Raw genomic sequence first — 26,251 nt, forward strand, 5'->3', positions numbered from 1 at the left:
CATCCATACCGCCAAATTTGGACCTCCACTTATAGAATGTGGCTCCACTGATACCATGTTCACGGCATAGTTCCGGCACTGGTGAGCCTGCTTCTGCCTGTTTCAATATGGCGATAATCTGGCTATCGCTGAATCTCGATGTCTTCATGTAAAACTTCCTCAAAATCTCTATTAAGAAAATTCTACTTTTAAATGCGATTAATTTCTGGGAGGATTACCCCTTCACCCCTATGCGCCAAGCCCGGAAAAGACGCCGGTACTTTTATTGTGCGTGCCAGCATATCCCTACCTTTTTCCGTCACGGTCACCAGACCATCTCTACCACCATCACAACTGATCAAGCCGTCAGCACAGGCATCTTCCCAGATGCACAGGCGCGGGCAGGTGCTGTGCCAGGCATCTAAAACTTCTGGATAGCTGCGCGTTTGCTGCTGTATCCATTCCAGCATTTGCAGGGTCAGGCTGGTGTGGGTGTCGGGCATGATGTATTCCCCCTGAACTGAGTTGAGCCTGGATGCGCTTATAGAATGTGCAGCATCCCTGCGCCTGCGCCGGCGACAATCAGGATGACGGGGTTGAGCTTGCTGCGCAAGACAATGACAGCGGCCAGCAGCGTGATCACATCAGTGCGCCAACTGGCATTGTCGAGTTGGGTGAACAGGCAGGCTGTGGCCAGCAAGAAGCCGATGGAAATCGGCGCAAAGGTATCGCGCACCGCGCCTGTCAGGCGGGTGTTGAGGTTGGATGTCTTCAGGCTGATGACGGACAAGGTCAGCAGGGTAGACGGGATGATGACTGCCAGGGTCGTCACTATGGCACCGGTCCAGCCGGCAATCAGCCAGCCCACCAGGGATATGAACAATAAATTGGGGCCGGGTGCCGCCTGTGCGATGGCATAGGCAGAGGCGAACTGCGCGCTCGTCACCCAGTGTTTTTCAGTGACGACAAAATGGCTGATGTCAGGCGCCATCATCACCAGGCCACCGCCGACTGCCATCATCGACAGCAGGGATAAATGCAGGCACAGGTCCAGCATGGGGGATTGATCATCCATTTTTATCTTTCAGAAAATAAGCGACGATGCTGCCAGGCAGGGCCAGCAAGACAAATACGACAATCAGGCGCCATTTGAGCAATGCCAGACCCGCAAAAGCCAGTGCCATCAACACCGCCTGCAAAGTGGCCTGACGACTGGGCAATTTGCTTTTGTCTGGACTGCCAATTTCACTCGTATCGCCAGTTTTATCTGTCTTGGCCATCTTGTCCGTGTTATCCGCTTTACCAAACAGTAGCATCGCCATCTTGATGGCAGTTGCCAGTACCAGCCCCGCTGCAACCGCTGTCATGCCAGTCAGCGCATCCTGCACTATGGCCAGCGTGCCAAAACGCTGATAGGCGACGCCAAGCACTATCACCAGCAAAAAAGGTGCAATGATCAGGCCAGCCATGGCGGCCAGGGCACCTGCTATGCCAGCGTAACGCTTGCCTATCATCAATGCAATATTGCAGATCGTCGGGCCGGGCAAGACCTGGCTCAGGGCCAGATAGCGGGCGAATTCGTCTGCGCTTAGCCAGCGGTATTGCTCGACCAGGGCGCGGTAGGCAAAGGGCATGACCCCGCCAAAACCAGTCAGGGCAATTTTTGAAAAGGCAATAAACAGGCGCGTCGAAGACAAGCTGGCAGGGTGGCTAAGGGCAACTGCGGGCAAAGGGGGATTCAACATAAGACACTCTTGAAAGCCGGGAAATTTTTTTTCTATATGCCTATCTTCGTACCCGGCCAATTAAAAGTACAATGAATTTATTTAGACGATTGATTCATTTTTCTTATGAAAATCGATATCCTCGGTGTACAAGCCTTTGTTGCCATTGCAGACCATGGCAGTTTCAACAAGGCGGCTGATGTGCTGCATGTCACGCAAACGGCGGTGACGCAGCGGCTGCGAAATCTGGAAATTTTTCTGGGGGTGACGCTGCTGGAAAGAACCACGCGTTCCATCGCGCTGACCAGGACAGGGCAGGATTTTTTGCCGCAAGCCCGGCGCCTGCTGCAAGAACTATCAGCAGCATTGACCGAGATACGCGAAACCGGCAAAGCACAGCGCGGTGATGTGTCAATAGCCTGCATACCGACGGCGGGGGTACGTTACCTGCCGCAGGTCATCCGCGACTACTCGGCGTTATTCCCTGATAACCGTATCAAGATACTAGATCACGCATCGGTCGGTGTTGCCGAAGCTGTATTGCGGCGTGAAGCCGAGTTTGGCATCAACCTGGCTGGCCCCAATCATCCTGAACTGACCGCCACACCTTTGTTGCAAGACCAGTTTGTGCTGGTCTGCCGCGACGACCATGCGCTGGCCAGACGCAAGAGCGTCACCTGGGCACAGTTGCAGTCACACCCGCTGATCTTTGCCGGGCAGGCAAGCGGTAACCGTGCACTGCTTGATGGCTATCTGGGTAGCGAAAGCCTGCATGGTGGCCAGGGCGGGCAAGCTGGCCTGAGCCTGCAGATACATTACGAAGTGCAGCGCAACTCCACCGCCCTGGGTCTGGTGGAAGCCGGCATCGCCGCCGCCATCGTGCCCAATCTTGCCATGCAAAAAGGCACTTATCCGCGCCTGCGCGTGATCAAGTTGCAAGACCCGGTCATTTCCAGAACCCTGGTCCTGGTCGCCCGCAAAGCCGCCCGCCTGTCACCGGCGGCGCAGCTTTTGTATGACATGATTAAAAATAGTCGTGTAGTTAAATAGAGGAAGAGTAAACTTGACAGGGCTTATGCAAGAATAACTGGAATGCCGATGGCCATTTTTTTGAAGTCAGAAGTAATTGACGAACTAAGAAAACTCAGGGCATCAGAAAAACCCCTCTGAGATGCTTTGGTATATTAAAAGTCAATGCGAACACACGGATGCAGCCAGCGTAGGTGCGAATAGCTCTGCGTATTCGCACGCATGTGCTGTTCTCACAGCGTTACCAAACTTAAATAGCTGGAATGCTGAGGACCATTTTTTTCAGTCAGATGTGTTTACCCGCGAAACTGGGAATGTATGAATGCAGCTCGTCGGGCGATTCGCAACGCGTAACTTGTCCTGTAACATGCGTGCGAATACGCATGGCTATTCGCACCTACGCGGATTTAAACTTTATTTCGATCTCCAGCGTTATGGCAACACAGTCAAACCCATCAAGGAAGTAAATTGAAAATGAAACGACGAGATATTTGTCTTTATATTGGAACAGCGTTGACTGGCTCTTTGGGGGTGATGAAAAATTCAAATGCTGAGGCATGGGTGATGGATGACGGGGAATCAGAGATTACACCTATCTACACGATGACTCACACAGATGGTCGGGATTTTACCTTTGTCCGCGCAGCTTTTTGGTTTTGGGAGGCCAAGAAGTCCGTCAAATTATCATCGACCGGTTCAATCACTGTCAATGGCATTGAGTTGAAAGGTGAGGGAGATTCCAAGGGAACGTTTTCTTATGTTGGAAATATTCCTTTAACTGAAGGTGAATTGACGTTCAAGCTAGTTCGTAATCCAAGTCGAACAATGGCGCACAGTTTCGATTTACCAAAACTGGGTATTCTTGAATATCCAGCAAGTTATAGACCGCATGAGCCAATTAGAGTGCCAGTAAAATACGTTCCACCAGCGCTTGGAAAAACAACTTTTGATATGATAATACATACGCCACAGAGAGCTTTCGATCTTGTTAGTCGGATTCAAGGCGATTATCTTGAGTTTATGCCGATCATTAAACTACCATTGCCAGCGGGTACATTTGAAGCGACCATTTTTAAGCAGCATCGGACACCACTTAGAGATATCTCAGATGCAAGTAAAACTGGATGGGCAGTGGTATCAAATGGAAAAAAATTTAAGATCGAAATTTTGGATTCGAAGTAATTAAGTTTCCATTTTTTTTAACTTCAAAACGATATTCCTGCCACGGCGACCAGGTGGAAATGTCGTAATGTAAGACTTGACCCCGGCTTTTTTTTTAAGACTTGACCCCGGCTTTTGTTTAAGACGGGCGTGACTTAAGCGTACAGAGAATTGAGCTAAAATCAAGACTACTTAATTTTCTTGCGAAAAATGATAGTCAATATCCTTGCACTTTACCTATTAGCTCTAGCCGCAGGCCTCAGTTGGTGGACGATGTTTTCGTCAAATTGGATATGGTCTATTGCGGCCTTGGTCGGTTTTATCGCATCGATAGGTCTTTTCATGCGGAGACAATGGGGTCAGTATCTTTGGTATCTAATTTCGTGTTGCGCGACAATAGGTTGGGCAATTCCGACCGCCTATTTTCTATCGAACAGTCACGTGTTTGAAGATTTAAGTCAATTAACTATTGCTCTGACACCTGGCTTCGTTTGGCTCTTTACGTGGATTGGCGGTAGCTACGCCATAACGGTTCATTTTCGCAAGCTTCGATCTCGACAATAGCGCAAGGTGCACGCAACGCGTAAGCGCCCGCAAGGCCGGAAACGCATGAATGAAAAGACCTGAACCGCCCACTCTGTGGTGCTGATTCGCAATTCCCCCTACTTAGTCAAAATCAACGCCTTCAACACCTCCGCCGCAGGCCCCTGGTTCGCCCAGGTCTGGCTCAGGTCGAGGTCGCCGTTGGTGCTGACCAGGATGAGGATGTTTTGGGTTTGCAGATCGACCAGGTTGAGGATGCGCACGCCGGCTATCCAGCCCTGGCGTTCGACGATGATGGTGGGGTTGCGTTCGTCAGCGCCTTTGAAGGGGTAGGACCAGACGCCGATGGCGCCGCCGACGGCATTTGGTTTCACCATCACATCACGGCTATTTTGTGACAGCAGTTTGTTGTTGATGAAAGCCAGGTCAAAGGCGTGCAGGTCTTTCAGTGTGCCAAAGCTGGAACCGGCCGGGCCGTAGCTGGCGAAATTGACTTCGGGTTCCGGTTTGCCACCCAGGTTGCCGTGGATATGCTGTTTGGCGTCGGGCAGGGCGGCGGTGTAGTAGCTGGCGCTAGTCATGCCAGCGGGCGTGAAGATGCGCTGTTGCAGCAGCTTGATAAAGCTTTGCTGATTGATCTTTTCCAGCAGTGCACCCAACACGATGTAGTCGCAATTATTGTAATCAAACTTGGTACCGGGGGCGGCATTGCCGGGGGCGGCGCAAAGTTCGGTGGCAAATTTCTGGATGTCGTCGCCGCTGTTGGCGTTGAGCATGTGGAAAGCCGGGTTGGTCATGTCATTGTACAGGCCCGAATAATGGGTCAGCAGTTGCCGCAAGGTGGCGGCACGTGCCTGCGGGTTGGGGTAGTCGGGCCAGTAAGTACCCAGTGGCTGATCCAACTGCAGCTTGCCGGCTTCGACTTCCTGCATGACGAGTATGGCGGTCATCTGCTTGGTGATGGATGCAAAGCGGAAGGTCTGCTTGCTGTCCTTGACGGCACCCAGGCTTTTTTCCAGCAAAATTTTATCGCCGCGTGCAGCAAATACAATGCCCTGAAAGCCGCTGTTCTTGAGGTTTTTAACTGCCACTTCCAGGCTGGGGATGTTACCAGCGGGGGCGGCAATGCTGTGGGCGGTGGTGAATTGCGCAGCGAGCAGGGCGATGGTGACAAGTGTGGTACGAATGGCTGACATGAAATGCTCCGTGCAAGAAACAATATTTGGCAAGACCGCTATGGTTTTTATGCCTGTTCGCACAGTGTAACAAAAGCATGTGTTCAGTGGGATATGGGGGGATGCACTGTCTGACAAATATAAGTTAAATCATGGTTTTGTCATTGCTTGACAAAACCAGGGGGATTTTTGCAACAGTTATATCCTGATAGGGCTGTCGTATTTACCACTATGGTTGACCTGGGATTTACGACGATTTACTGCCTTCATCGACGGACAAGGCATCCCCTATTGCATAAAAATGTCCGCCTGCAATGTAGTGAAGGCTACGCCAGGCCGGGTCGGCTTCTTCGAAGTTCCAATGCCCGTTGTTGAAAGCGCGTGTATCTGCCCATGCACCCACGACTTCGCCAATAAAAAGGTCATATTTTTCTTGATTGCCTGGTTCTACAATCAAGCGGCAGGCAAGCCAGGCAGAACAGCCCGCGACGAAAGGCAGGTCATGGCCTTCGATATTGAACAGTTCCACACCTGCATTTGCCAATTTATCCGGCTCTGTCAACAGGCTACGGGTACCGACTTCATGGGTTATCTGCAATTGCGCTACTGTTGGCACCTGGATCACGAAAGAGCCGCTTTTTTCGACAAGCTCACGCGTCCTGGCCGTTTTATCGAGTACTACCGTCAGCTTTGGTGGCGCGAAGTCTAGTGCACAGCACCAGGCTGCGGCCATGACGTTATCTATGCCACCATGACGAGCCGACACCAGGACGGTTGGGCCGTGGTTAATCAATCGATAGGCTTTCTTCAGTTCGACGGGTTCAATGTGACTGTTCACTAGGTTTCCTTAAAAAATGCCGGTGCTTCCACGTGCAGTTTTATGTTGGACTGTGGCCGGGTGCCGGTTCAGTGTTGCAGTACAGGGGAAGGTTTGAGCCACAGTTTTCGACCTGATGATACAACATCAGGTCGATTTCTTCTCATGTGCAAATGGCATCCTGTTTTACCGTCCAGATATTACGGTATATGGATCGCATCGAAGCATTGTGCAGCAGCGATTCAGGCACTTGGGTGGGTATGATAGATCTTGCTGACCACCGTCCACTTGCCCTGTACCTTCAGCAAATTGAAAAAGTCGGTGAAATTGAAACCGGAGATATTGTCAGTATCAATGCGTGCGCTGGCGGCTGTACCCACAATGTCAATACGAACGATGGCCGCGCTGGATTCGGGTGATGGACGGAACACGCTATCTATCGTGTCGAACAGACCCTGAATGGGGCCACCGGTCAGCTTGTTGTCGGCATCAACACCGAAGATGGTAGCCTGTTCGTTGAAAGCTGGTTTCATGATGTTGCTGTCGGCTCTGGCCCCGCCTGCATTGTATTTGTTCAGTACTTCGACGATGGCATTGTATTCTTGCACGTAGGTGGTATTGCTCATTTGAGTGAACTCCATAAAATTAAAAAAAGTAATTCTCTTCGTGGTGGCTAGCCATCACTGCATTGTTTCGCTGCCGACGCGACTCAGGTCAGGCCGGCTTATCTCTTCCTTCTCCCACCAGGCAATCACCAGGGGTGCAATGGCATTTCCCAGAACATTGAGGGTCGTGGTTCCACTGTCAATGATCCTGAATATGCCGGCAATCAGTGCAACACCGTCTAATGGCAGGCCCGCAGAAGCCAACGTGGCGGAAAGTATGATGATGGCAAAACCGGGGACGCCTGCTGCTCCCTTGGATGTCAACACCATGGTGATCACCAGCAGTGCCTGTTGCGAGACGCTCAGGTCTATGCCATACAACTGGGCGATGAAGATGGTCGCCACGCCCAGGAAGATCGATGCACCATCCAGATTGAACGCGTAGCCGACGGGGACAACAAAGCTGACGATACGACGTGGAACGCCATACGCTTCCAGCTTGCCCATCAACTGTGGCATGACTGCGGCTGATGCGGCGCTTGAAAACGCGAGCAGTAGTTCATGCCGGAAATAACGGATCAGTCTGAACAGGTTTTCACCTATCAGATAACATATGCCGCCCAGAACAAGCACCGCAAAAATGATCAGTGCAAGGTAGACCACGCCGATCAGCTTCAACAGGGGCAGCAGCGAAGCAAAACCGAAGGTACATACAGTGGCGCCTATCATGCCAAAGACACCGATTGGTGCATACGCCATGACGATGCCCACGACCTTGAACATCGCGTCCAGCGCGCCTTGCAGCACAGCCACCACCGGGCTACTCTTTTCTTTGGGCAGGGAATTGAGGGACAAGCCGAACAGGACGGCGAAAAAGAGTACGGAAAGCAATTTCCCTTCTGACAGCGCCATAAAGATATTCTCTGGCACGATGTTTTGCAGAATAACCAGCGCGCCCTTGCTTGGTTCTATCTTCACGGCAGGCCCGCCGTGCACCATACCTGAAATGTCGGTCCCAACGCCGGGCTGAAGCAGGTTCGCCAGCAACAAGCCGATCACTATTGCCAGGCTGGTAATCGCGAAAAAATAGCCCAGCGATTTCGCTCCCATGCGGCCGAATGATTTGTTGTCACCACCTGCAATGCCCAGCACCATGCAGCAAAAGACGATGGGTACAACGATCATCTTCATCATCCTGATAAAGATGTCGCCTAATGGTTTCAATACTTCTGCTGTTACCCATGCCTGATGTAGCGGGTGGGTGTTGAAATACCATCCGACCAGGATGCCCAGCACCAGCCCCGTGAGAATTTGAACAACCAAAGAAATCCGTTTCATACTTGTCCCCGTATTTTTTTATAGTGAGAACGGCACGAGTGGATGTAGCCCACCAGTGCCATTCAAATTTCTCAGATCACTTTGCTTACTTCGCGAAAAGCTGGTCAATGTTCTGGAATGCCTTGAATTCAAGGGCGTTTCCGCAAGGGTCGAACAGGAACATGGTGGCTTGTTCGCCAACCTGGCCCTGGAAGCGGATGTAAGGTTCGATCACGAATTGGGTGCCGTATGACTTCAGGCGTTCGGCCAGGGCTTCCCATTGTTGCCAGCCCAGTACGACACCGAAATGCGGAACTGGCACGTCGTGGCCGTCAACGGGGTTGGAATGTACCTGCTCTTGCGACGCCGTTTTAGGGTGTTCATGTATGACCAACTGATGGCCGAAAAAATTGAAATCCACCCATTGTGTGCTGGACCGGCCTTCCTCCAGTCCGAAGACTTCGCCATAAAAACGGCGTGCTGCCGGCAGATCGTAGACGGGAATGGCCAGATGGAAAGGTGACAGGTTCATTGATGTTCTCCGGGTAGTGGTTTATTGGGTTGTGCAGTGACAACGGACAGATGTGCATGTCGCTGATTACTTATTGTAGAAGTCCGGATTAAGAAATAATATCAATATATATTTTTGAAATGCACAAAAAGGATTGATGAATGATGCGTGAACTGAAAACCCTGGTGGCCGTTGCGCGAGAGGGTACTTTTGCTGCTGCGGGCGACAAGATAGGCTTGACACAGGCAGCCGTGAGCGCACAGATGCAGCGCCTTCAGGACGAACTGGGCTTCCCTTTGTTTGACCGTGCAGGGCGCTCGGCCCGTCTCAACAAGATGGGGCACCAGATACTGGTGCAAGCGCAAGAATTGATACGCCTTTACGACAACCTGGGGTCTACCACGGCAGGTGGCCCGGCAACGGTGGTGAATATAGGTGCCATTGCTTCAGTACAGCGTTCTTTGCTGCCAGATGCGCTGGCGGCGCTGCATCGCCAATGCCCGGGCTGCCGCACCCGCGTGCTGCCAGGCTTGTCCATGGCCTTGCTCAACATGGTGGATGCGGGTGAAATCGACATGGCAGCCATCATCCGCCCGCCATTTGCGTTGCAGAGCGATTTGCGCTGGACCACGCTGGCGCGCGAGCCTTTCCGGCTCATTGTCCCGCGGGATACACCGGGGGATGACTGGATGGAATTGCTGTCGCAGCAACCCTTCGTTCGTTACGATCGTGTTTCATTCGGCGGTCGGCAGGTTGATCGTTTCTTGCGAAAACTGCATCTGCCGGTGCAAGAGGTCTGCGAGGTGGATGAGCTGGATGCCATCGTTAAACTGGTTGCCAACCGCGTTGGCGTGGCCCTGTTACCACAGACGGCAGCGCAAAAGCGCTGGCCAGCGGCGGTGCGGGCCATTGATCTTGGCGCACACACCTTTCATCGCGATATTGGGCTGGTACACAGAACGCAGGCTAACCTGAGTGCACCTGCCCGCACGCTGGTGCAACTGATCAGCGACCTGGCACCCGATTCCCCTGAACAGCGGTCGTAGCGATGACAAACCGGCAGGCTATAATGTCCGGCGACAAGGGAGGTTTTAAACTTGCCCACTTATTTTCTTGCTAGCTAATGCATGAATTCAGATACTGACACCCGTGCCGAAGCCCTGTTTTACCAGGCCAATGATCTGATGGCGCAAGGCCGGCTGGATGCTGCGGAAGGCGCTTTCCGGCAAGCGCTGCAACTGGAACCTGATCTGGCAGAGGTGCATGCGAATCTGGCCTGGTTGCTGGCACAGCAAGGGCGCTATGCAGAGGCAGAGGTGGCTTACCGGCAAGCCTTGCAACTGGCGCCTGATAATTTTCACATTGGTTTGAACTTTGCCGTCATGCTGGCCGAGCAAAAGCGTTTTGCCGAGGCCGAACGATGCTATCGGCAGATACTGGCGCAAGATGCTGACAATGTGCCCACCTTGTCCAACTTTGGTGTGTTGCTGGCTAGCCTGCGGCGTGACGACGAGGCGGAAGCCTGTTACCGGCAGGCGCTGGCACTGGCACCTGATTATCGCAAGGCAGCATACAACCTGGCGTATTTGTTGCTGCTGCATGGCCGCTATGAAGAAGGCTGGCGCATGCTGGAGGCGCGTGACGGTCTGCAAATGCTGCAAAACCTGCTGCACAACCATTTGCCTGACCCGCCATTTGTGCAGCGCTGGCAGGGGCAGGACCTGGTTGGCAAATCCATCCTCATCCTGTTTGAATCTGGCCATGGCGACATGATACAGTTTGCCCGCTATGCCAGCCTGTTAAAGCGGCGTGGCGCTGCGCGTGTGGCCTGCCTGTGCCATCCAGCTTTAAAACGCTTATTCAGCCTGCTGGATGGTCTGGATGGTCTGGATGGTCTCGATGGTCTCGGTGGTCTTGGTGGTGCGTGGGCCTTTGATGAAGACATTCGCATCAATGACTTTGATTATTGGGTGGCACCACTCAGTCTGCCGGGCCTGTTTGGCACGCGGGTTGATACCATACCTGCCGATTTGCCGTATCTGTACACGCCCGCGCAAGCCCGGCAAGGCTATGCCGACATCATCAACATGGCCGGGGGCGCTGTGCGTGTGGGGCTGGTGTGGCAGGGCAATGCACAATTTTATAATGATGCTGAACGTTCCATCCATGACTTGCAGGTCTTGCAGCCGCTGGCCACTATCCCCGGGGTGCACTTTTTTAGTCTGCAAAAGGGGCCGGGTGAGCTGCATGCGGGCGATGCCCCAAGCGCTGCCAGGGCCGCTATGCCTCTCACTGTAACTGACCTGGCACCACGCATCCATGATTTTGCGGATACCGCGGCCATCATCATGCAACTGGATCTGGTGTTGACGGTGGACACTGCCGTCGCCCACCTGGCAGGGGCATTGGGTAAGCCTTGCTGGGTCATGTTGCCGGCTTATCAGCCAGACTGGCGCTGGCTGACGCAGCGTGAGGACAGTCCCTGGTATCCGGGTGTGATGCGCCTGTTCAGGCAAAGTAATGCAGGGGACTGGGCCGGGGTGATACAGCAGGTCTGTGCGCAACTTGCTGTGCTGGTAGCAGGCTCAGGTAGGGCATAAATTGTTTGTTTTGCATTAAAAATGTCCTGATACGGGCACTATCCGGTGTCATTTCTCATCCCTGCCAGCATGACAAAGTATAATGCCGCACCATGAATTTATTACGAACCCTAGCCGCCATCAGTGGCATGACCATGCTGTCACGGCTCACCGGTCTGGTGCGCGACGTGCTGATTACCACCCGTTTTGGCGCCGATGCCTATACGGATGTCTTTAACATCGCCTTTCGCATTCCCAACCTGTTGCGGCGCATGTTTGCCGAAGGAGCGTTTTCGCAAGCCTTTGTGCCCATCCTGGCTGAATACAAGGACAAGCAGGGCGATGCCGCCACCAAGACCCTGGTAGACCATGTCGCCACCATCATGACCTGGACCCTGGTGCTGACCTGCATACTGGGCATAGCCGGTGCGCCCATACTGCTGTACTTCATGGCCAGGGGCAAAGCAGGCCAGCCGGATGTGTTTAATGCTGCCATCGTCATGACACGCATCATGTTCCCGTATATCGGTTTCATGTCCATGGTGGCACTGGCGGGTGGCATATTGAATACCTGGCGCGAATTCAAGGTGCCTGCCTTTACGCCGGTTTTATATAATCTGTCGTCGATTGCCGGTTCGCTGTTCCTGGCACCGTTTCTGGATCAACCGATTTATGCGCTGGCGATTGCCGTCTTTGTTGGCGGTGTGCTGCAACTGGTGGCCCAGGTGCCCGCGCTGATACGCGTTGGCATGTTGCCCAGCGTCAGCTGGCGCGTCGGCACTGCCTGGCAGGATGAAGGCGTGCGCCGTATTGTGCGCAATATGGTGCCCGCCATCCTGGCGGTATCCGCCACCCAGATCAGCATCGCCATCAATACCAGCATTGCATCTTCACTGCCTGATGGCAGCGTCACCTGGCTGGCCAATGCAGACAGGTTGATGGAATTCCCCACGGCCTTGCTGGGTGTGGCGCTGGGCACCATCCTGCTGCCTGGCCTGTCGAAAGCCAATACCGATGGTGATACGGCAGAATATTCATCGCTGCTGGACTGGGGCTTGCGCCTGACCTTCCTGCTGGCCATGCCCGCCGCCGTCGGCCTGGCTTCCATCCCCGAAGCATTGACGGCTACCCTGTACCACCATGACAAATACAATGCCCATGCGGTGCAGATGACATCCCATGCCCTGACTGCCTATGGCCTGGGTTTGCTGGGCCTGATCGTCGTCAAGATTCTGGCGCCCGGCTTTTATGCCAAGCAAAATATCCGCACTCCCGTCAAAATCGCTGTGGGTGTGATGATCGTCACGCAGTTACTGAACCTGGTGTTCGTGCCTTATTTTGCCCATGCTGGCCTGGCATTGTCTGTCGGCCTGGGTGCCTGCGTGAATGCCATCCTGCTCTACACAGGCTTGCGCAAGCGCGGCATTTATCAACCCCAAAAAGGCTGGCTGATATTCCTCGTCAAGTTGTGCGCCGCCCTGTTCCTGATGGCGGGCGTGGCCTTGTGGACGTCGCAGCAATTCCACTGGCTGGCCATGCGTGGCACGCCCATATTGCGCGCTGGGGCGCTGGCACTGGTGCTGGTGGCGGCTGCCGCCACGTATTTTGCGGCACTGGCAGCCATGGGTTTCCGGCCCAGGGATTTCAAGAAGGTGACCAGGGTGTGAAGTGGATTTGATTTGCGCTGTTGAGAGTCAAGTATCTGCACATCGTTGATGCTGCATGTAATGACCTTTTTTGCTTTTGATAATTAAAATATAGGATTGTCTTTCATATGATCAGATCGTTTTTGGTAGCAAGCGTTTCGGCATTGTTGATTGCTGGCTGTGGTGGCGGTGGTGGCGGAGGTGGCACCCAAAGTACCAGTGCAGGGTCCGGCGGCACCAGCACCGGTACTGGGAATACGGGAACTGGCGGAACCACAGCGGTTACCAATGACCCGGGTCTTACCTTGACACCTGCCAATTTGAATATCAACCTGATCCAGAGTGAAGTGCGTTCGGTCAGCGTCGATGTTCACGCAAATCGTGATTTTCCGGAGGTGGTCAATATCCTGATTGCTGATAATGGCGGTTTGCTCGTGAGTAAGGTTAACATCGAAAAGCAGGGAACATATAATTACCGAGCTACTTTTCAAGTTGGCGCGGGTGTTCCACCCGGTGTCTATACCGGTTTTCTTGAAATACGTCTTTGCAAAGACGCACCTACCGTCTGTAGCAGACCACATGATGGGTCTCCGTGGAAATTACCGTACCGTGTAGAGGTCAAAGCGACCAATCAGTCTGCCTTGAAAGCCATGCCGGGCGCTGTAGATTGGACTGTAAGCAGAGGCAATAGCGCACAAAATGCATACGTACCTGTAACGCTTGATGCCAGCAAGATCACACCACGTTTTGTGTATGTGATGAACAATTATCAACTTAATGTTGTCAGTGGCATTGCAACCCAAAATGGGAAGCTGTTTTTCACGATAGGAAATACCTTTTCGCCCGGTACAGGTCTTTATGCCGTGGATGAAAATAACGGCAACCTGAAATGGGTATATGGATTCACAGGCGATTACCTTGGCAATGTGTCTGTACCAGACTCACGTCGCCCCAGAAATCCGGGCCTTGGAAACGGCAAGGTGTATGTTGTCGGCACTATTCAATATGGCGATCTGGTGACCATGTATGCAATAGACCAAACATCTGGAAAGCTGAATGCGGTAACGCAAATTAATGAAAGCATGTATACGATAAATCATGCACCTGCGCCGGTAACGATGGATGATACCGGGCTTTACTTTCCTACCGTGGGCGGTATCAGTAAATTCGATAGTACTACCCTCGCCAAAAAATGGACCTATGAAGCAAAACCGCAATTAGGCCTTGAATATACCGTGCCACTGTTTGACCAGGCATCGCAGTATTTGTATACGAGTTCAATCACAGGCGGCAATAACCTCACATTGGATAAAATAGACAAATCATCAGGCACGATGGTCGCAAGTGTCTTTTTGCAGCCGTCGACGCGTGCCTTGTGCCCTGATGGCGGGTTGATGGTTGTGAAAAATGCTGGCGCATCTGGCAGTATGCTCAGGCTCGATGGGCAGACGATGAAAACTCTCTGGTCCATTGACGATCAATTTAATGCCCCTTTCGCCTGTAGTGATACAGCGATTGTGGCAGTCAATGGTAAAAATCTGGACGTGCGCAGCCTAAGTACCGGAAGCCTGCTCTGGTCGCTGCCAGTGCCAGAAATAGAGTCATTTGGTTTGTCTGGATTAATCCTGACACGCAATATGCTGATTTTTAGCACCAGCACATCGGTCGTCGCAGTGGATTTGAATAGCCACCAGCGTGTTTGGTCGTTCGAGCAGGGTGGTGCTCTTTCCTTGTCCAAAAACGGTATTTTGTACGTTTCTTCGACCACCTATCAAGGTTTGGATAACAAGATTTTTGCATTTAATTTACAGTAAGCTTTTGTATTTTCATCTGCGCTTTCGTGCTGGTGATCTGCGTTAAAAAATGACCAGGACGTGGCATGCACGTTTTGGTCAGTGAATTATCCATAATGGAAACAGCGTGCAATGAACACAGAATATAAACCTCGCCCTTGGCTGGCAGTCTTGCTGAATGTCTTTGTGCCCGGACTGGGTTTTGTATACCTGAACCGGCTGGCACTGGCGGCGGCCAATATTCTTTTCTTTCCGCTGCTGCTTTTGATTGCGGGGCGCGCTGGTCTGGTTTTTTCTGCCTGGGGTTTTTTGCTGGTAACCCTGGTATTGACCTGTTTCTGGCTGGCGTCGTTCAGTGTGGTGTTCCGGCTGGCGCGGCGTTATTCAATGGCAAGCCGCGGGTGGTCACAACGCTGGTATGTGCTGCTTGCTGTCGGCATAGTCGGTTACGCTGTGGTGCAGTATTGCATGTCTATCCGTGGCACTTTGTTTGGCTATGACATCTTCAATGTGCCAGGTGCATCGATGGAAACCACCTTGCTGGTGGGCGACAAGTTCATCGCCAATACTCTGGCCTATAGTGGATCAGGTGGATCAGGTGGATCAGGTTCATCAGGTGCACATAAGCCGCAACGCGGTGATGTGGTGGTAATGCAAAACCCGGCACAGACCGATGTCAAATACGTCAAACGCGTCATGGGTTTGCCGGGCGAGCAGGTATCCATGCGTGATGGCAATGTGCTGATCAATGGCAAGCCGATTGCGGATGAGCATGCCTTCCATGATCTTGCCAAGCCCGATCAGGCCATTAATCAAGCATTTACCGTACCGCCCGACAGTTATTTTGTATTGGGTGACAACCGTAACAATAGTCTTGATAGCCGCCATTTTGGACCGGTACCTGCCGAGAAAATCTATGCCCGTGTGGAGCTGGTCTGGTTTTCATATGGCGTAGCGTCTGTGCGCTGGGACCGGCTGGGTCTGGCGATTAAATAAAATATCGCAATAAAAGCTGCATTCAAATTCTGCATTCAGGCACTGCATCGCTGCCGATTTTTCCCGCCGCTTGACGCGGTGTCAACCGCCGTCGCCTGCACCTGACATAGTCATCATTGTTGCCCGGCACCGGGCTCATTAAAATGCGCCCATGCCTGCCAGGAAAGTGATCGTATTATTCGCAATTTTTATGATTTCTTTCCGCAGTATTCAATGAATCCACACACTGTGAAAGAGCGCCCCCATGTCCGACAAGCATGCAACGATCACCGACGCTGAAGCTATTCCAAAAAAATCCTGGCTGTTAAAAATCGCAGGCTGGATCGTATCGATCATTATTTTGATCGTTGTCGCGCAGTTTATTGCGGGCCTTAAAAGCGATCAAAAAGCCAAATTTGTTGCAGAATCACGCAGCCTGGCAGAGACCGCCTGCGCCGGTGATGCCGCCTGCCTGGCAGCAGTAAGCAATAGGCTGGATATCTGCCTGGAACTGCATTCAGAATCGCACAAGAGCGGCAAATTTAGTCGCAAATACACGCTGCACAAAGAGAGTTTTCTGGGCTGCATGAAGTAATGCGTGGTCCATCTGATGCGTGTAAAAAAACAGATTTTCGTCGGCCAAATCAACGATTTTTTGTGCAGCGCCATAAGATAAAAGAATCAGCAAGATGATCAGAGTTGCGGGTTAACTTCGTACAATTCCGGCGATATACGTTCGATAATGCGTTCAAGGATCAACAAGAATCCCTAACGCATTCACTGTCAGGTCCATCTGACGAATGCATATCAATGACGTACAAACAGGAGACACGCAAGATGAATAAAAAACTCATACTGGCAAGCCTGATGTTGGGCTTGTCTGCCGCAAGCAATGCAGCCACCTATTATGTCGCCCCCACCGGCAATGATGCTGCTGCCGGTACCAAGGCCGCCCCATGGAAATCCATCGCCCGTGCCCAGACCGCTGCTGCGGCTGGCGACACCGTTTATTTCAGAGGCGGCAACTATAACTACACGGCTGGTATCAACACCTGCGCCACCCGTACCGATATTGTCAACGCCATTACACTGGACAAAAGCGGTAGTTCTGGCAACCCGATTCGTTACTGGGCTTATCCGGGTGAAACGCCGGTATTCGATTTTTCGCAAATGAAGGACGATTGCCGCGTCAAGGCATTCAATGTGGTTGCCAACTGGGTGCATCTGAAAGGGCTGGAAGTCACAGGCGCGCCACAACAACCAGGCAACCGCCTTAACCATGAATCATGGGCAGTATGGATCAACGGCAGCAATAATACCTTTGAACAGTTGAATACCCACCACAACATGGGGCCGGGCATCTTCATTCAAAACGGTGGCAACAACCTTGTTCTCAATAGCGATTCTCACCACAATTACGACCCTTACACCTCAAACGGCGCAGGCCAAAGTGCTGACGGTTTTGGTGCCCACGTCAAGGCGGGCAACCCTGGCAATGTTTTCCGTGGCTGCCGCGCATGGGCCAATTCGGATGATGGCTTTGATCTCATCAATGCCTATTCACCGGTGCTGATAGAAAATTCCTGGACCTGGTCGCAAGGCTATCTGCCCGGCACTACCACACCCGTAACAGCAGGTAACGGCAATGGCTTCAAACTGGGCGGTTATGGTGGCGTGTATGTATCGAATGCTGCCAAGCACACTATCCGTTTCTCGGTCGCCTTTAATAACAAGGCGTCGGGTTTCTATGCCAATCATCACCCGATCGCGAACGACTTCTACAACAATACCAGCTACGGTAACAATACCGATTTCAACATGCTGGGTATTGATGCTAACGGCAATGCAGTGAACCTGGGCAACCTGCGCAACAACATCGCGTTTGGCGGTACACTGTTGTCGAATATGACAGGTGTAAACGATCAGTTCAATTCATGGAACCTGGCAGTCACGGTTTCATCTGCCGACTTCCAAAGCATATCCACCACTGGCTGGGATGCACCACGCCAGGCCGATGGCAGTTTGCCGGTGTTGAAACATTTCCGCCTCGCCACGGGCAGTGACCTGATCAACAAAGGCACCAATGTCGGCCTGCCGTTTAACGGTTCTGCACCAGACCTGGGGGCCTTTGAGAACTGATAGAACTGATAGTGCAAATTGTGCTAATTGTGTTTTAATTGATGTAAAAGGAATGAGCTACATGGGGTCTGTGTAGCTCATTCCTTCATTTTTTTGATAGGACTTACACAAAACCGCCCCAACTGCGTTGCAGCTCCTAACCGTACTATTCGTACTGTCTTCGTCGCTACGCCTTGCTGGGACAATTTTGAGTAAGCCCTAGTTGACTCACTTATTGACTCACTTATTGACTCACCACGAGATAAATCGCAAGATGAACAAGAAATTCATGCTTACCAGCCTGGTGTTAAGTTTGATGTCAGGCATATCGGCCGCCAGCAATGCCGCCACTTATTACGTAGCGCCCACCGGTGACGATGCCGCAAGCGGCAGCAAAGACGCACCATGGAAATCCTTCGCCCGCGCCCAGGCAGGCGCAGCCGCTGGCGACACTATCTACTTCAGGGGCGGCAACTATATTTACACGGCAGGCGTGAATACCTGCGCCACCCGCACCGATACCGTCAATGCCATCACGCTGGACAAGAGCGGCAGCGCCGGCAAGCTGATTCAGTACTGGGCTTATCCGGGTGAAACACCGGTCTTTGATTTTTCGCAAATGAAAGATGATTGCCGCGTCAAAGGCTTGAATGTCGTAGCCAACTGGGTGCATTTAAAAGGGCTGGAAATTACCGGCGTACCACAGCAGCCAGAAAATCACCTCAACCATGAATCATGGGGCGTGTGGATCAACGGCAGCCATAATATTTTTGAACAGCTCAACACCCATCACAATATGGGGCCGGGCGTGTTCATCAAAAACGGTGCTTATAACCTGGTCCTTAATAGCGATTCCCACCACAATTACGACCCTTACACCTCAAATGGGGCAGGGCAGAGTGCAGATGGTTTTGGTGCCCACATCAAGGCCGATAACCCTGGCAATGTCTTCCGTGGTTGCCGCGCATGGGCCAATACCGACGACGGGTTTGATTTGATCAATGCCTTTTCACCCGTGCTGATAGAAAATTCCTGGACCTGGTCACAAGGCTATCTGCCCGGCACCACCATATCGCTGCCAGCCGGTAACGGCAATGGCTTCAAGCTGGGTGGCTATGGCGGCAAATATGTGCCAAACGGTGTCAAGCATACCATCCGGTATTCAGTGGCATTCAACAATAAAGTGTCGGGCTTTTACGCCAACCACCATACCGTCGCGAACGATTTCTTCAACAACACCAGCTTTGATAACGGCATTGATTTCAATATGCTGGGCATAGATGAAAACGGCAAGCCCGTCAATCTGGGTAGCTTGCGCAATAACATCGCATTCGGTGGCACCCTGATATCGAATATGGATGGCACAGACAACCAGTTCAATTCCTGGAACCTGCCGCTCAAGCTCACCGCTGCCGACTTCCAGAATATCTCAAACGCTGGCTGGGATGCACCCAGGCAGCCTGACGGCAGCCTGCCCGTGTTGAAGAACTTTCACCTGGCACCTGGCAGCGCGCTGAAAAATAAGGGCGTTAGCGTGAGCCTGCCTTTCAAGGGCGCAGCACCTGATCTGGGGGCGTTTGATGACTGATGGGACATCGTAAGCTGTGTTGTTGATATTCGAATCGGTATCGACAACAAGTAAAATGTGATTGGATTTCATCCGGACATGTGGTTAGCCTTTATTTTCTATGGGTACGAGCGCCCAATAAAATAATAATGGAGAAAAAATGTCCCCCTGTGTCCGGCCCCTGTGCATTTCAATTTTTGCGTTAGCCGCATATAGCAACCCTTGCATTGCCACCGCAGCCGAGCCGACGGTCATCACTAGCCAGGCGACGTCATCAGTCACCGTGATCAGGACAGAAACGGGTATCGTCGTGCAGACGGCGCAAGGCACGTTGACACTGGAACCCTGGTCGGCACGGGACATCCGCGTCAGGTTCCATAAAGATGCCACCTGGCCTGGTACCTACAACCCTGTGGTTATTGCTAATACCCCGCAGCCAAAATTAGTCAAATGGAGCATCAGCGAAACACCCGCAGCCTATCAACTCGCCACTGATTTTCTTCAGGTGCGTATTGACCGCAACAAGGGTACGCTGTCTTTCCACGATCAGTCCGGCAACGAGCTATTGAATGAACCTGGCAATGCGCGTGTGCTGGCAGACAAACCGGCAGCCACATCCGCAGTCAGCCAACAATTTACTATTCGTGATGGCAGTGCAATATATGGACTGGGCCAGCATCAGAATGGCTTGATGGACTATACGGGCAATTCGGTGCGCTTACAGCAGGTGAATACCGATGTAGGCGTACCCATGCTGCTGGCATCAAAGGGCTTTGGCATCCTGTGGAACAATGCGTCGGTCACCAATGTGGATGTGCGCCTGCCACAGAACCACGGCATGCTGGGCATTCGTTCAGAAGCAGGTGGCGGCATTGATTATCACTTTATTTATGGCCCCGACGCGGACCAGATCATTGCCGAATATCGCAGTCTGACGGGCGATGCACCGATGATGGCGCGCTGGACCTGGGGCCTGTGGCAATCCAAAGAGCGCTACAGCAGCCAGGCTGAAATACTGGGCATTGCCGCCAAATACCGCGAGTTGAAAATCCCTTTCGATGCCGTGGTTCAGGATTGGCAATACTGGGCCCCAGGTGATTGGGGCAGCCACGTCATGGAGGCCAGGCGCTACCCGGATCCCAAGGCCATGCTGGCTACACTGCATGCACAGAATGTCCATGCCATTGTTTCCGTCTGGCCGCGTTTTGATATAGGCACGACCAATCTGGCTGAACTGGACAAGGCAAGCGCCATATTCCCACCTGTCTACCCTAATGTGTATCCGGCAGGTAAGGGGAAATGGTATGACCCGTATGGCCCCAAGGGCAGAGAAATGTATTGGTCGCAGATCATGAAGAGCCTGGGGGCCGTCGGTTTTGATGGCTGGTGGCTTGATGCCAGTGAGGGCGAACTGGGTGGCAACTGGGGTGAACTGCGTAACATACAGACAGCGGCAGGCCCAGGGGCTGAAGTGTATAACGCCTATCCATTGATGCACACCACCGCCGTGTTTGAAGGCATGCGAAAAGACATCCCTGACAAGCGTCCGATTATCCTGACCCGGTCTGCCTATCTGGGACAACAACGCAATGCAGCCATCACCTGGTCAGGTGATGTCGCTGGCACCTGGGATGTATTGCGCCGCCAGATACCGGCTGCATTAAACTTTTCCATCACCGGCATACCCTACTGGTCAGCGGATATTGGTGGTTTTTTTGGCGCGGGGAAGCTTGATGCTGCCTATGCAGAATTATTCACCCGCTGGTATCAATTTGCGGCATTTAATCCCATGTTCCGTATCCACGGCACGTCGGCTGGTAAAGAGATCTGGAAATTTGATCCTGCGACACAAAAAATATTGATCGACTACGACAGGCTGCGCTATCGCCTCATCCCCTACATTTATTCAACATCGTGGGACGTGACCCACAACAAAAGCACCATGATGCGGCCACTGGTGATGGATTTTCGCACCGATGTGCAGGCACTCAACATCCCCGATCAATATATGTTTGGCAAAACGCTGATGGTGGCCCCCGTGACCACACCTAAAACCAAAGCCAGAAACGTCTACTTGCCAGGCACCGATCCCTGGTACGATTTCAAAACCGGCCAGCGTCATGAGGCCGGCCAGACCATCACCGTGGCTGCCGGCATAGACACCATTCCGCTACTGGTACGCGCAGGCAGTATCCTGCCGCTGGGGCCGGTGATCCAATACGCCGACCAGCAAAGCGAAGAATCCACAGAAATCCGCGTCTATGCCGGCAAGAACGGCCAGTTTGAACTGTATGACGATTCAGGAGATGGCTATGGCTACCAGGCAGGCCAGTTTTCGCTGATCAAATTCGTGTGGAACGACGCAAGCCACAGCCTGAGCATTTCACCGCGCGAAGGTCAGTTTCCCGGTATGAGTAAAAACCGCATGTTCAAAATCAGTTGCGCCGGTTCCAGCACAAGGCCAAAGCCAGGGCAGGACATCAAATATACAGGGCAGGGAGTGACACTGGCTTTACCCGGGTGCAGATGATTTTTCAGCATATTCCCCAATTAGTTGCACCTATTCTGCTGTCGGGACATGATGCGCTGGTATGTACACAAAGAATGCTGGCGCGAGCGTGGTCATTTGCCTGAATCGCTTCCATTGCTTGTTCTGCTTCCCCACGGGTAGGTATTCCCGCTACCTACGCTGCCTCTATTTTTCTTTTACCAGTGTTTCACTCACTTCAAACAGACCAAACAGACCAAACAGACGTTTGGCGATGCTGTCGTCATGCGCCACCGGGTTAGCGAGCTTAATGGCCAGCCGTCCTGGTGCGCCTTACACCCATGACGACGGTGGCACCGTGTCTGGCGAGTGGCTGCGTGGTGAACAGGCCTATGCCCGATTTGGCGCTGGTGACAACGTAAGTCATGCCGCTTAAATCCCTGGCGAGCAGTTCAGGCCGGACCATCAGTGGGGTGAGCGTAGCGTGTTCCGGTTAAAGTGCCTTAGTTAAACAAGCAATGATAAGACAGCCGGTCTCTTGTAAAGCACGGTGGTAATCGATACAGTGGCGGGTCGTTTGCTTATTTTTGCTTATTTTTTATGACAACATCAGAAACATTCCAGCGCGCGCGCAAGCCAGAACAAAAAGAAGAGCGCCGCATGCATTTGCTGGCGACGGCCAAGGCGGCCCTGCATGGCGGCATGGAGGTAAGCGATCTGGGCCTGAACGAACTGGCACGCAAGGCGCAGATGACCAAGTCTAACGTCTACCGCTACTTTGAAAATCGCGAGGCGCTGCTACTGGCCTTGCTGGAGGAAGAATCGGTGCTGTGGCGCGGTGAACTGGTCGAGCGCCTGGCCATTACCCAGCAGGCCACGGCAGAACAGATCGCCCAGGCTTTCGCCGGTGCCAGCGTCGCTTATCCGCTGATGTGTCGCCTGTTCAGCGCGTTGCCGTCCATCATAGAACACAACGTATCACGCGAACGCCTGACCGAATTCAAACTGAACTCATTGGCCTTGATGGTGGGCCTGGCAGAACAATTGCACCTCAGCGCACCAACGCTGCCATTTGAATCATATGTCAGGTTTGTACGCCTGGCGATGGCCATGCTGATCGGCCTATGGCCACTCAGCCGCCCGGCCTCTGCACTTGCCGGCGTGCTCTCGCTGCCAGAGCTGCAAGCCCTGCGGTATGACTTTGAAACCGATTTTACGTCCGGACTGCTGTTACTGCTGCGTGGGCTTGAGCCGGCGTGATTGAACTTATGTAAAGGTATGCGCAATTCAAAAGCAGGGGCAGTTTTAACATTCATACATGCCGAACCTTGCGGGTGATTACGCTTCGCTAGTCACCCCTACGCGGGCTAATCACTACGCAGGCTAACATCTTCAAGAATTTTCTGATAGCCGATATTAAAATTCGCTTTCCAATATAAAATGATGGCAAAATAACACATTGTAATCTGACGTGAGATCCTCAATCGATGCCGCCGGCACCGCGCAAGTAAGCGAAATAAACACTACGACTATGTAGAAAGAATACCAAATGAAAAAGTTTCTTGTCACTTGTAGCACGCTGCTCGCCATGTCAGCCAGTCTGCCTGCTTTCGCGGAAGACCCGGCCGGGGATTGGACAGGTTTAATAGAGGGTGCGATTCGTCTGAATATATACGTCACTAAAACACAAAGTGGGCAACACGAAGTCACGGTCATCAGCCCTGATCAGGGCAACTTCACCATCAAAGCAGACAAAGTAGAAGCCGGTGAAAATTTCATGCGTTTTAGCATTGCGAAACTCAATTGCAATTACGAAGCAAAATGGGACGAGACACAGAAAGCATGGCTCGGTACCTGGACACAGGGACAGCAAGCCAAACTTAAGCTTACGCGTTTAGACGCCAAAGCCTTGGCGGCGCAAGTGAAAAAGCGCCCACAGGAAGAAGCAATAGCAAAAAGCCCGCACAACTACTCAAGTACAGATGTAAGTTTTCAAAATGCAAAAGCCAACATAAGTTTGGCTGGCACACTGATGCTACCGCAAGGCAAAGGCCCATTTCCCGCAGTCGTTTTGGTGCATGGATCAGGTCCCAATGATAGAGATGAAACCATTTTCGACCACAAAATTTTTCTGGTGTTGGCAGATCATTTAAGCAAACAAGGGATAGCGGTGCTGCGCTACGATAAACGCGGCATCGCAGCATCGAAAGGCGATTACAAGAGTGCTACCACCTTTGACTTTGCCGACGATGCGCAAGCAGCGGTGGACTATCTGCGCACCCGCTCTGAAATCAACCAGGACAAATTGGGAATGATAGGCCATTCCGAGGGAGGTCTGATCGCGCCCATGGTGGCAGCAAATGATCCCAAACTGAAATTTATCGTGTTGATGGCAGGTCCTGGCGTACGCATCGATGCTTTAATGCTGGAACAGGGGCGACTACTTGGACTTGCCAATGGTGAGAGCCAAACCGAAGTCGAGAAAGCGCAGAAAGTAAGTCGTGAAGCCTACGCCATTATGAATTCGGGCGCAGACGACAAAACGATCAGCGAGAGACTGAAAGCACATCTCGACCAAGCGGAAAAAAACGGTGATCTGGTCAAGGGGGCCGGCGCAGGACAATTAAGCACCTTGGCAAGACCCTGGTTCAGAGCATTTATCAAATACGACCCTGCACCGACCCTGGCGAAAGTTACGCAAGCAACACTGGTTTTGAATGGCGAACTGGATCTGCAAGTTCCCGCTAAAATGAATCTCGATGGGATACGGGCGAGTATGAAAGCGAACAAAAACGTCGTCATCAAAGAACTGCCTAAACTCAATCATCTGTTCCAAACCGCGACCACCGGTTCACCGGCTGAATACGGAAAAATCGAGGAAACTTTGTCGCCTGTAGCCTTAGACGCTATGTCTGGTTGGATCTTACAACAATAAATTCAGTGCACTTGCCAAATACCTTCGTTAAGAACGGGTGCGGAGTCAGCAAAAACAGGGGCTGACATTCACGAGACGGGGCGACGGCGACACGTCTTATATTCACGCATTTCTTGTTGCAGAATCGTTGTAATGTAAGACTTGTCCCTTTTTTTTGCGCGCCGCATCCACCTTCACGGTCAGACGTTTTGACTGGTCATCACGCTCGATGATGATATGGTGTCACGTAGCGAAGCTGACAATATTTTTCACCGGCTGAACGGCAAAGAAAATCTTTTCACGCCGGTATGCTTCCCAGCGGTGGTATCCCAGGACGGTATTTTGTGCTGCTGGCACATTGAGGCAATATGCACGATAATGCACCAATAGTATGATATTTAATGTTGTAAAGTTTGAATCTGGAGTTATTATCATGGCAACTGTGCGCAAGACCATTACCTTGACTGACCAGCAGGACGACTGGATAAAAGCGCAGATCGTTGCGGGGCATTACACCAACGACAGCGAATACATCCGCGACCTGATCCGGCGTGAACAGGACCGTAATACCGAAATAGAAGCTATTCGCGCGGCGCTGATAGAAGGCGAGGCCAGTGGTGAAGCGCGCCCTTTTAATGCACTGGCTTTCAAACAAAAAATGTTGGCAAAGCGTGGCTGAGTTTCGCCTTACCCCCGCTGCTGAGAGTGATCTTGAGGCAATTTGGGATCACACATCGCAGCAATGGGGCATTGATCAGGCGGTTCGTTATATCGATATCATGACTGCCGCCTTTGGTGAACTGGCTCAATCACCCAAGGCAGCACCGGCATGTGACGACATCCGGCCAGGTTATCGTCGCCGTAGTGTTGAACGGCACATGATTTACTTCCGCATCACGACATATGGAATTGTTATTGTCCGTATCCTGCACGACCGCATGGATGTGCATCGACATTTGTGATGTGACTCTTTAAGAAAATGTTAATGCACTTTCTGCAGTGTTACTCATACAGGCGGACATCAAATATCGCGTCAATGATCTTTATAGCCAGGCAGACATGTTAGCCCGTGTAGGGGCGATTCGCAGCCCGTAATCGCCCACTGTGCACAGCAATGCCTTTCTTGGGTACATCCCGAAGCAGCCACCTTTTATTTCAACAGATCCGCCTTTTTCTTCTCAAATTCTTCCTGTGTGATAATTTTATCGTCGAGCAGGCCTTTCAGTTTGCGAATCTGATCAAGTGGGTCAGGGGCAAGTGTCGCGTGATGCAAACCCGGATACCAGCGGCATCCGGGCTTGCACTTCACT

At 52.2% G+C, this 26,251-nt stretch carries 25 protein-coding genes; 15 read left to right on the forward strand and 10 right to left on the reverse strand.

Going from position 1 to position 26,251, the window contains the following annotated elements:
• From ACO0LK_RS10005 to ACO0LK_RS10020, 4 genes are all read right to left on the reverse strand, one after another.
• Positions 1–148: transposase (locus tag ACO0LK_RS10005; RefSeq protein WP_422974593.1), on the reverse strand; the 148-nt coding region annotated here is incomplete at its 3' end.
• Positions 149–188: 40 nt separating this feature from the next.
• Positions 189–482, reverse strand: coding sequence for a hypothetical protein (locus ACO0LK_RS10010; RefSeq protein ID WP_422974596.1), 294 nt, complete (start codon positions 480–482; stop codon positions 189–191).
• A 38-nt stretch (positions 483–520) separates the two neighbouring features.
• Complete coding sequence (locus ACO0LK_RS10015) at positions 521–1,054, reverse strand: chromate transporter (RefSeq protein ID WP_422974598.1); 534 nt, start codon at positions 1,052–1,054, stop codon at positions 521–523.
• Entirely contained in the window at positions 1,047–1,724 is a 678-nt protein-coding gene (locus ACO0LK_RS10020) for a chromate transporter (RefSeq protein WP_422974600.1), read from the reverse strand. Before ACO0LK_RS10020 ends, ACO0LK_RS10015 begins: the two co-directional genes overlap by 8 nt.
• 105 nt (positions 1,725–1,829) lie before the next feature.
• Between ACO0LK_RS10020 and ACO0LK_RS10025 the strand changes: the two genes are divergently transcribed.
• Together ACO0LK_RS10025 and ACO0LK_RS10030 are read left to right on the forward strand one after the other, a co-directional pair.
• Entirely contained in the window at positions 1,830–2,753 is a 924-nt protein-coding gene (locus tag ACO0LK_RS10025) for a LysR family transcriptional regulator (protein ID WP_422974602.1), read from the forward strand.
• Between the two features lie 447 nt (positions 2,754–3,200).
• The gene (locus tag ACO0LK_RS10030; RefSeq protein ID WP_422974604.1) at positions 3,201–3,914 is read left to right on the forward strand and encodes a hypothetical protein; all 714 of its coding nucleotides are present in this window, start codon (positions 3,201–3,203) and stop codon (positions 3,912–3,914) included.
• A gap of 641 nt (positions 3,915–4,555) precedes the next feature.
• On the opposite strand, the gene ACO0LK_RS10035 is transcribed toward ACO0LK_RS10030, so the two are convergent.
• The 5 genes from ACO0LK_RS10035 to ACO0LK_RS10055 all read right to left on the reverse strand — a co-directional run bounded on the left by ACO0LK_RS10035 (position 4,556) and on the right by ACO0LK_RS10055 (position 8,882).
• The gene (locus ACO0LK_RS10035) at positions 4,556–5,632 is read right to left on the reverse strand and encodes a serine hydrolase domain-containing protein (protein WP_422974606.1); all 1,077 of its coding nucleotides are present in this window, start codon (positions 5,630–5,632) and stop codon (positions 4,556–4,558) included.
• Between the two features lie 226 nt (positions 5,633–5,858).
• On the reverse strand, positions 5,859–6,449 hold the full coding sequence (locus ACO0LK_RS10040) for a flavin reductase family protein (protein WP_422974608.1): 591 nt from the start codon (positions 6,447–6,449) through the stop codon (positions 5,859–5,861).
• Positions 6,450–6,670: 221 nt separating this feature from the next.
• A complete protein-coding gene (locus ACO0LK_RS10045) occupies positions 6,671–7,054 on the reverse strand; it encodes a nuclear transport factor 2 family protein (RefSeq protein WP_422974610.1) in 384 nt (127 codons plus the stop codon).
• A gap of 54 nt (positions 7,055–7,108) precedes the next feature.
• On the reverse strand, positions 7,109–8,371 hold the full coding sequence (locus tag ACO0LK_RS10050) for a cation:dicarboxylate symporter family transporter (protein WP_422974612.1): 1,263 nt from the start codon (positions 8,369–8,371) through the stop codon (positions 7,109–7,111).
• Positions 8,372–8,456: 85 nt separating this feature from the next.
• A complete protein-coding gene (locus ACO0LK_RS10055) occupies positions 8,457–8,882 on the reverse strand; it encodes a VOC family protein (RefSeq protein ID WP_422974614.1) in 426 nt (141 codons plus the stop codon).
• Positions 8,883–9,022: 140 nt separating this feature from the next.
• Here ACO0LK_RS10055 and ACO0LK_RS10060 point away from each other — a divergent pair, with 140 nt between their 5' ends.
• The 13 genes from ACO0LK_RS10060 (at position 9,023) to ACO0LK_RS10120 (ending at position 25,903) form a co-directional block, all read left to right on the forward strand.
• Complete coding sequence (locus tag ACO0LK_RS10060) at positions 9,023–9,907, forward strand: LysR family transcriptional regulator (RefSeq protein ID WP_422974616.1); 885 nt, start codon at positions 9,023–9,025, stop codon at positions 9,905–9,907.
• Positions 9,908–9,988: 81 nt separating this feature from the next.
• Complete coding sequence (locus ACO0LK_RS10065; RefSeq protein ID WP_422974618.1) at positions 9,989–11,461, forward strand: tetratricopeptide repeat protein; 1,473 nt, start codon at positions 9,989–9,991, stop codon at positions 11,459–11,461.
• Positions 11,462–11,553: 92 nt separating this feature from the next.
• Complete coding sequence (gene murJ, locus ACO0LK_RS10070) at positions 11,554–13,107, forward strand: murein biosynthesis integral membrane protein MurJ (protein ID WP_422974620.1); 1,554 nt, start codon at positions 11,554–11,556, stop codon at positions 13,105–13,107.
• 107 nt (positions 13,108–13,214) lie between these two features.
• The gene (locus tag ACO0LK_RS10075) at positions 13,215–14,900 is read left to right on the forward strand and encodes a PQQ-binding-like beta-propeller repeat protein (protein ID WP_422974622.1); all 1,686 of its coding nucleotides are present in this window, start codon (positions 13,215–13,217) and stop codon (positions 14,898–14,900) included.
• Positions 14,901–15,011: 111 nt separating this feature from the next.
• Positions 15,012–15,875, forward strand: a complete 864-nt coding sequence (gene lepB, locus ACO0LK_RS10080) for a signal peptidase I (protein WP_422974623.1) — start codon at positions 15,012–15,014, stop codon at positions 15,873–15,875.
• A gap of 244 nt (positions 15,876–16,119) precedes the next feature.
• Positions 16,120–16,449, forward strand: coding sequence for a hypothetical protein (locus ACO0LK_RS10085; RefSeq protein ID WP_422974625.1), 330 nt, complete (start codon positions 16,120–16,122; stop codon positions 16,447–16,449).
• Between the two features lie 242 nt (positions 16,450–16,691).
• On the forward strand, positions 16,692–17,993 hold the full coding sequence (locus ACO0LK_RS10090) for a right-handed parallel beta-helix repeat-containing protein (protein ID WP_422974627.1): 1,302 nt from the start codon (positions 16,692–16,694) through the stop codon (positions 17,991–17,993).
• A 253-nt stretch (positions 17,994–18,246) separates the two neighbouring features.
• Positions 18,247–19,560, forward strand: a complete 1,314-nt coding sequence (locus tag ACO0LK_RS10095; protein ID WP_422974628.1) for a right-handed parallel beta-helix repeat-containing protein — start codon at positions 18,247–18,249, stop codon at positions 19,558–19,560.
• A 139-nt stretch (positions 19,561–19,699) separates the two neighbouring features.
• Positions 19,700–22,069, forward strand: coding sequence for a glycoside hydrolase family 31 protein (locus tag ACO0LK_RS10100; RefSeq protein WP_422974630.1), 2,370 nt, complete (start codon positions 19,700–19,702; stop codon positions 22,067–22,069).
• 558 nt (positions 22,070–22,627) lie between these two features.
• Positions 22,628–23,287: a TetR family transcriptional regulator gene (locus ACO0LK_RS10105; RefSeq protein ID WP_422974632.1), complete on the forward strand. Its 660-nt coding sequence runs from the start codon at positions 22,628–22,630 to the stop codon at positions 23,285–23,287.
• Positions 23,288–23,576: 289 nt separating this feature from the next.
• Complete coding sequence (locus tag ACO0LK_RS10110; protein WP_422974634.1) at positions 23,577–24,962, forward strand: alpha/beta hydrolase family protein; 1,386 nt, start codon at positions 23,577–23,579, stop codon at positions 24,960–24,962.
• A 412-nt stretch (positions 24,963–25,374) separates the two neighbouring features.
• Positions 25,375–25,620, forward strand: a complete 246-nt coding sequence (locus ACO0LK_RS10115) for a type II toxin-antitoxin system ParD family antitoxin (RefSeq protein ID WP_422974636.1) — start codon at positions 25,375–25,377, stop codon at positions 25,618–25,620.
• Entirely contained in the window at positions 25,613–25,903 is a 291-nt protein-coding gene (locus ACO0LK_RS10120; protein ID WP_422974638.1) for a type II toxin-antitoxin system RelE/ParE family toxin, read from the forward strand. Before ACO0LK_RS10115 ends, ACO0LK_RS10120 begins: the two co-directional genes overlap by 8 nt.
• A gap of 188 nt (positions 25,904–26,091) precedes the next feature.
• Here ACO0LK_RS10120 and ACO0LK_RS10125 read toward each other — a convergent pair whose 3' ends face one another.
• On the reverse strand, positions 26,092–26,250 hold the full coding sequence (locus ACO0LK_RS10125) for an SHOCT domain-containing protein (protein WP_422974640.1): 159 nt from the start codon (positions 26,248–26,250) through the stop codon (positions 26,092–26,094).
• Position 26,251 lies beyond the last annotated feature (1 nt).

The organism is Undibacterium sp. Ji49W, from assembly GCF_049340205.1.
In the GTDB taxonomy this organism is placed as follows: domain Bacteria; phylum Pseudomonadota; class Gammaproteobacteria; order Burkholderiales; family Burkholderiaceae_D; genus Undibacterium.

Coding starts and splice junctions, on each gene's coding strand:
- ACO0LK_RS10115 (WP_422974636.1), top strand. CDS start 25,375: ATGGCAACTGTGCGCAAGACCATTACCTTGACTGACCAGCAGGACGAC.
- ACO0LK_RS10055 (WP_422974614.1), bottom strand. CDS start 8,882: ATGAACCTGTCACCTTTCCATCTGGCCATTCCCGTCTACGATCTGCCG.
- ACO0LK_RS10110 (WP_422974634.1), top strand. CDS start 23,577: ATGAAAAAGTTTCTTGTCACTTGTAGCACGCTGCTCGCCATGTCAGCC.
- ACO0LK_RS10060 (WP_422974616.1), top strand. CDS start 9,023: ATGATGCGTGAACTGAAAACCCTGGTGGCCGTTGCGCGAGAGGGTACT.
- ACO0LK_RS10045 (WP_422974610.1), bottom strand. CDS start 7,054: ATGAGCAATACCACCTACGTGCAAGAATACAATGCCATCGTCGAAGTA.
- ACO0LK_RS10020 (WP_422974600.1), bottom strand. CDS start 1,724: ATGTTGAATCCCCCTTTGCCCGCAGTTGCCCTTAGCCACCCTGCCAGC.
- ACO0LK_RS10015 (WP_422974598.1), bottom strand. CDS start 1,054: ATGGATGATCAATCCCCCATGCTGGACCTGTGCCTGCATTTATCCCTG.
- ACO0LK_RS10035 (WP_422974606.1), bottom strand. CDS start 5,632: ATGTCAGCCATTCGTACCACACTTGTCACCATCGCCCTGCTCGCTGCG.
- ACO0LK_RS10050 (WP_422974612.1), bottom strand. CDS start 8,371: ATGAAACGGATTTCTTTGGTTGTTCAAATTCTCACGGGGCTGGTGCTG.
- ACO0LK_RS10075 (WP_422974622.1), top strand. CDS start 13,215: ATGATCAGATCGTTTTTGGTAGCAAGCGTTTCGGCATTGTTGATTGCT.
- lepB (WP_422974623.1), top strand. CDS start 15,012: ATGAACACAGAATATAAACCTCGCCCTTGGCTGGCAGTCTTGCTGAAT.
- murJ (WP_422974620.1), top strand. CDS start 11,554: ATGAATTTATTACGAACCCTAGCCGCCATCAGTGGCATGACCATGCTG.
- ACO0LK_RS10105 (WP_422974632.1), top strand. CDS start 22,628: ATGACAACATCAGAAACATTCCAGCGCGCGCGCAAGCCAGAACAAAAA.
- ACO0LK_RS10010 (WP_422974596.1), bottom strand. CDS start 482: ATGCCCGACACCCACACCAGCCTGACCCTGCAAATGCTGGAATGGATA.
- ACO0LK_RS10090 (WP_422974627.1), top strand. CDS start 16,692: ATGAATAAAAAACTCATACTGGCAAGCCTGATGTTGGGCTTGTCTGCC.
- ACO0LK_RS10095 (WP_422974628.1), top strand. CDS start 18,247: ATGAACAAGAAATTCATGCTTACCAGCCTGGTGTTAAGTTTGATGTCA.
- ACO0LK_RS10085 (WP_422974625.1), top strand. CDS start 16,120: ATGTCCGACAAGCATGCAACGATCACCGACGCTGAAGCTATTCCAAAA.
- ACO0LK_RS10100 (WP_422974630.1), top strand. CDS start 19,700: ATGTCCCCCTGTGTCCGGCCCCTGTGCATTTCAATTTTTGCGTTAGCC.
- ACO0LK_RS10025 (WP_422974602.1), top strand. CDS start 1,830: ATGAAAATCGATATCCTCGGTGTACAAGCCTTTGTTGCCATTGCAGAC.
- ACO0LK_RS10065 (WP_422974618.1), top strand. CDS start 9,989: ATGAATTCAGATACTGACACCCGTGCCGAAGCCCTGTTTTACCAGGCC.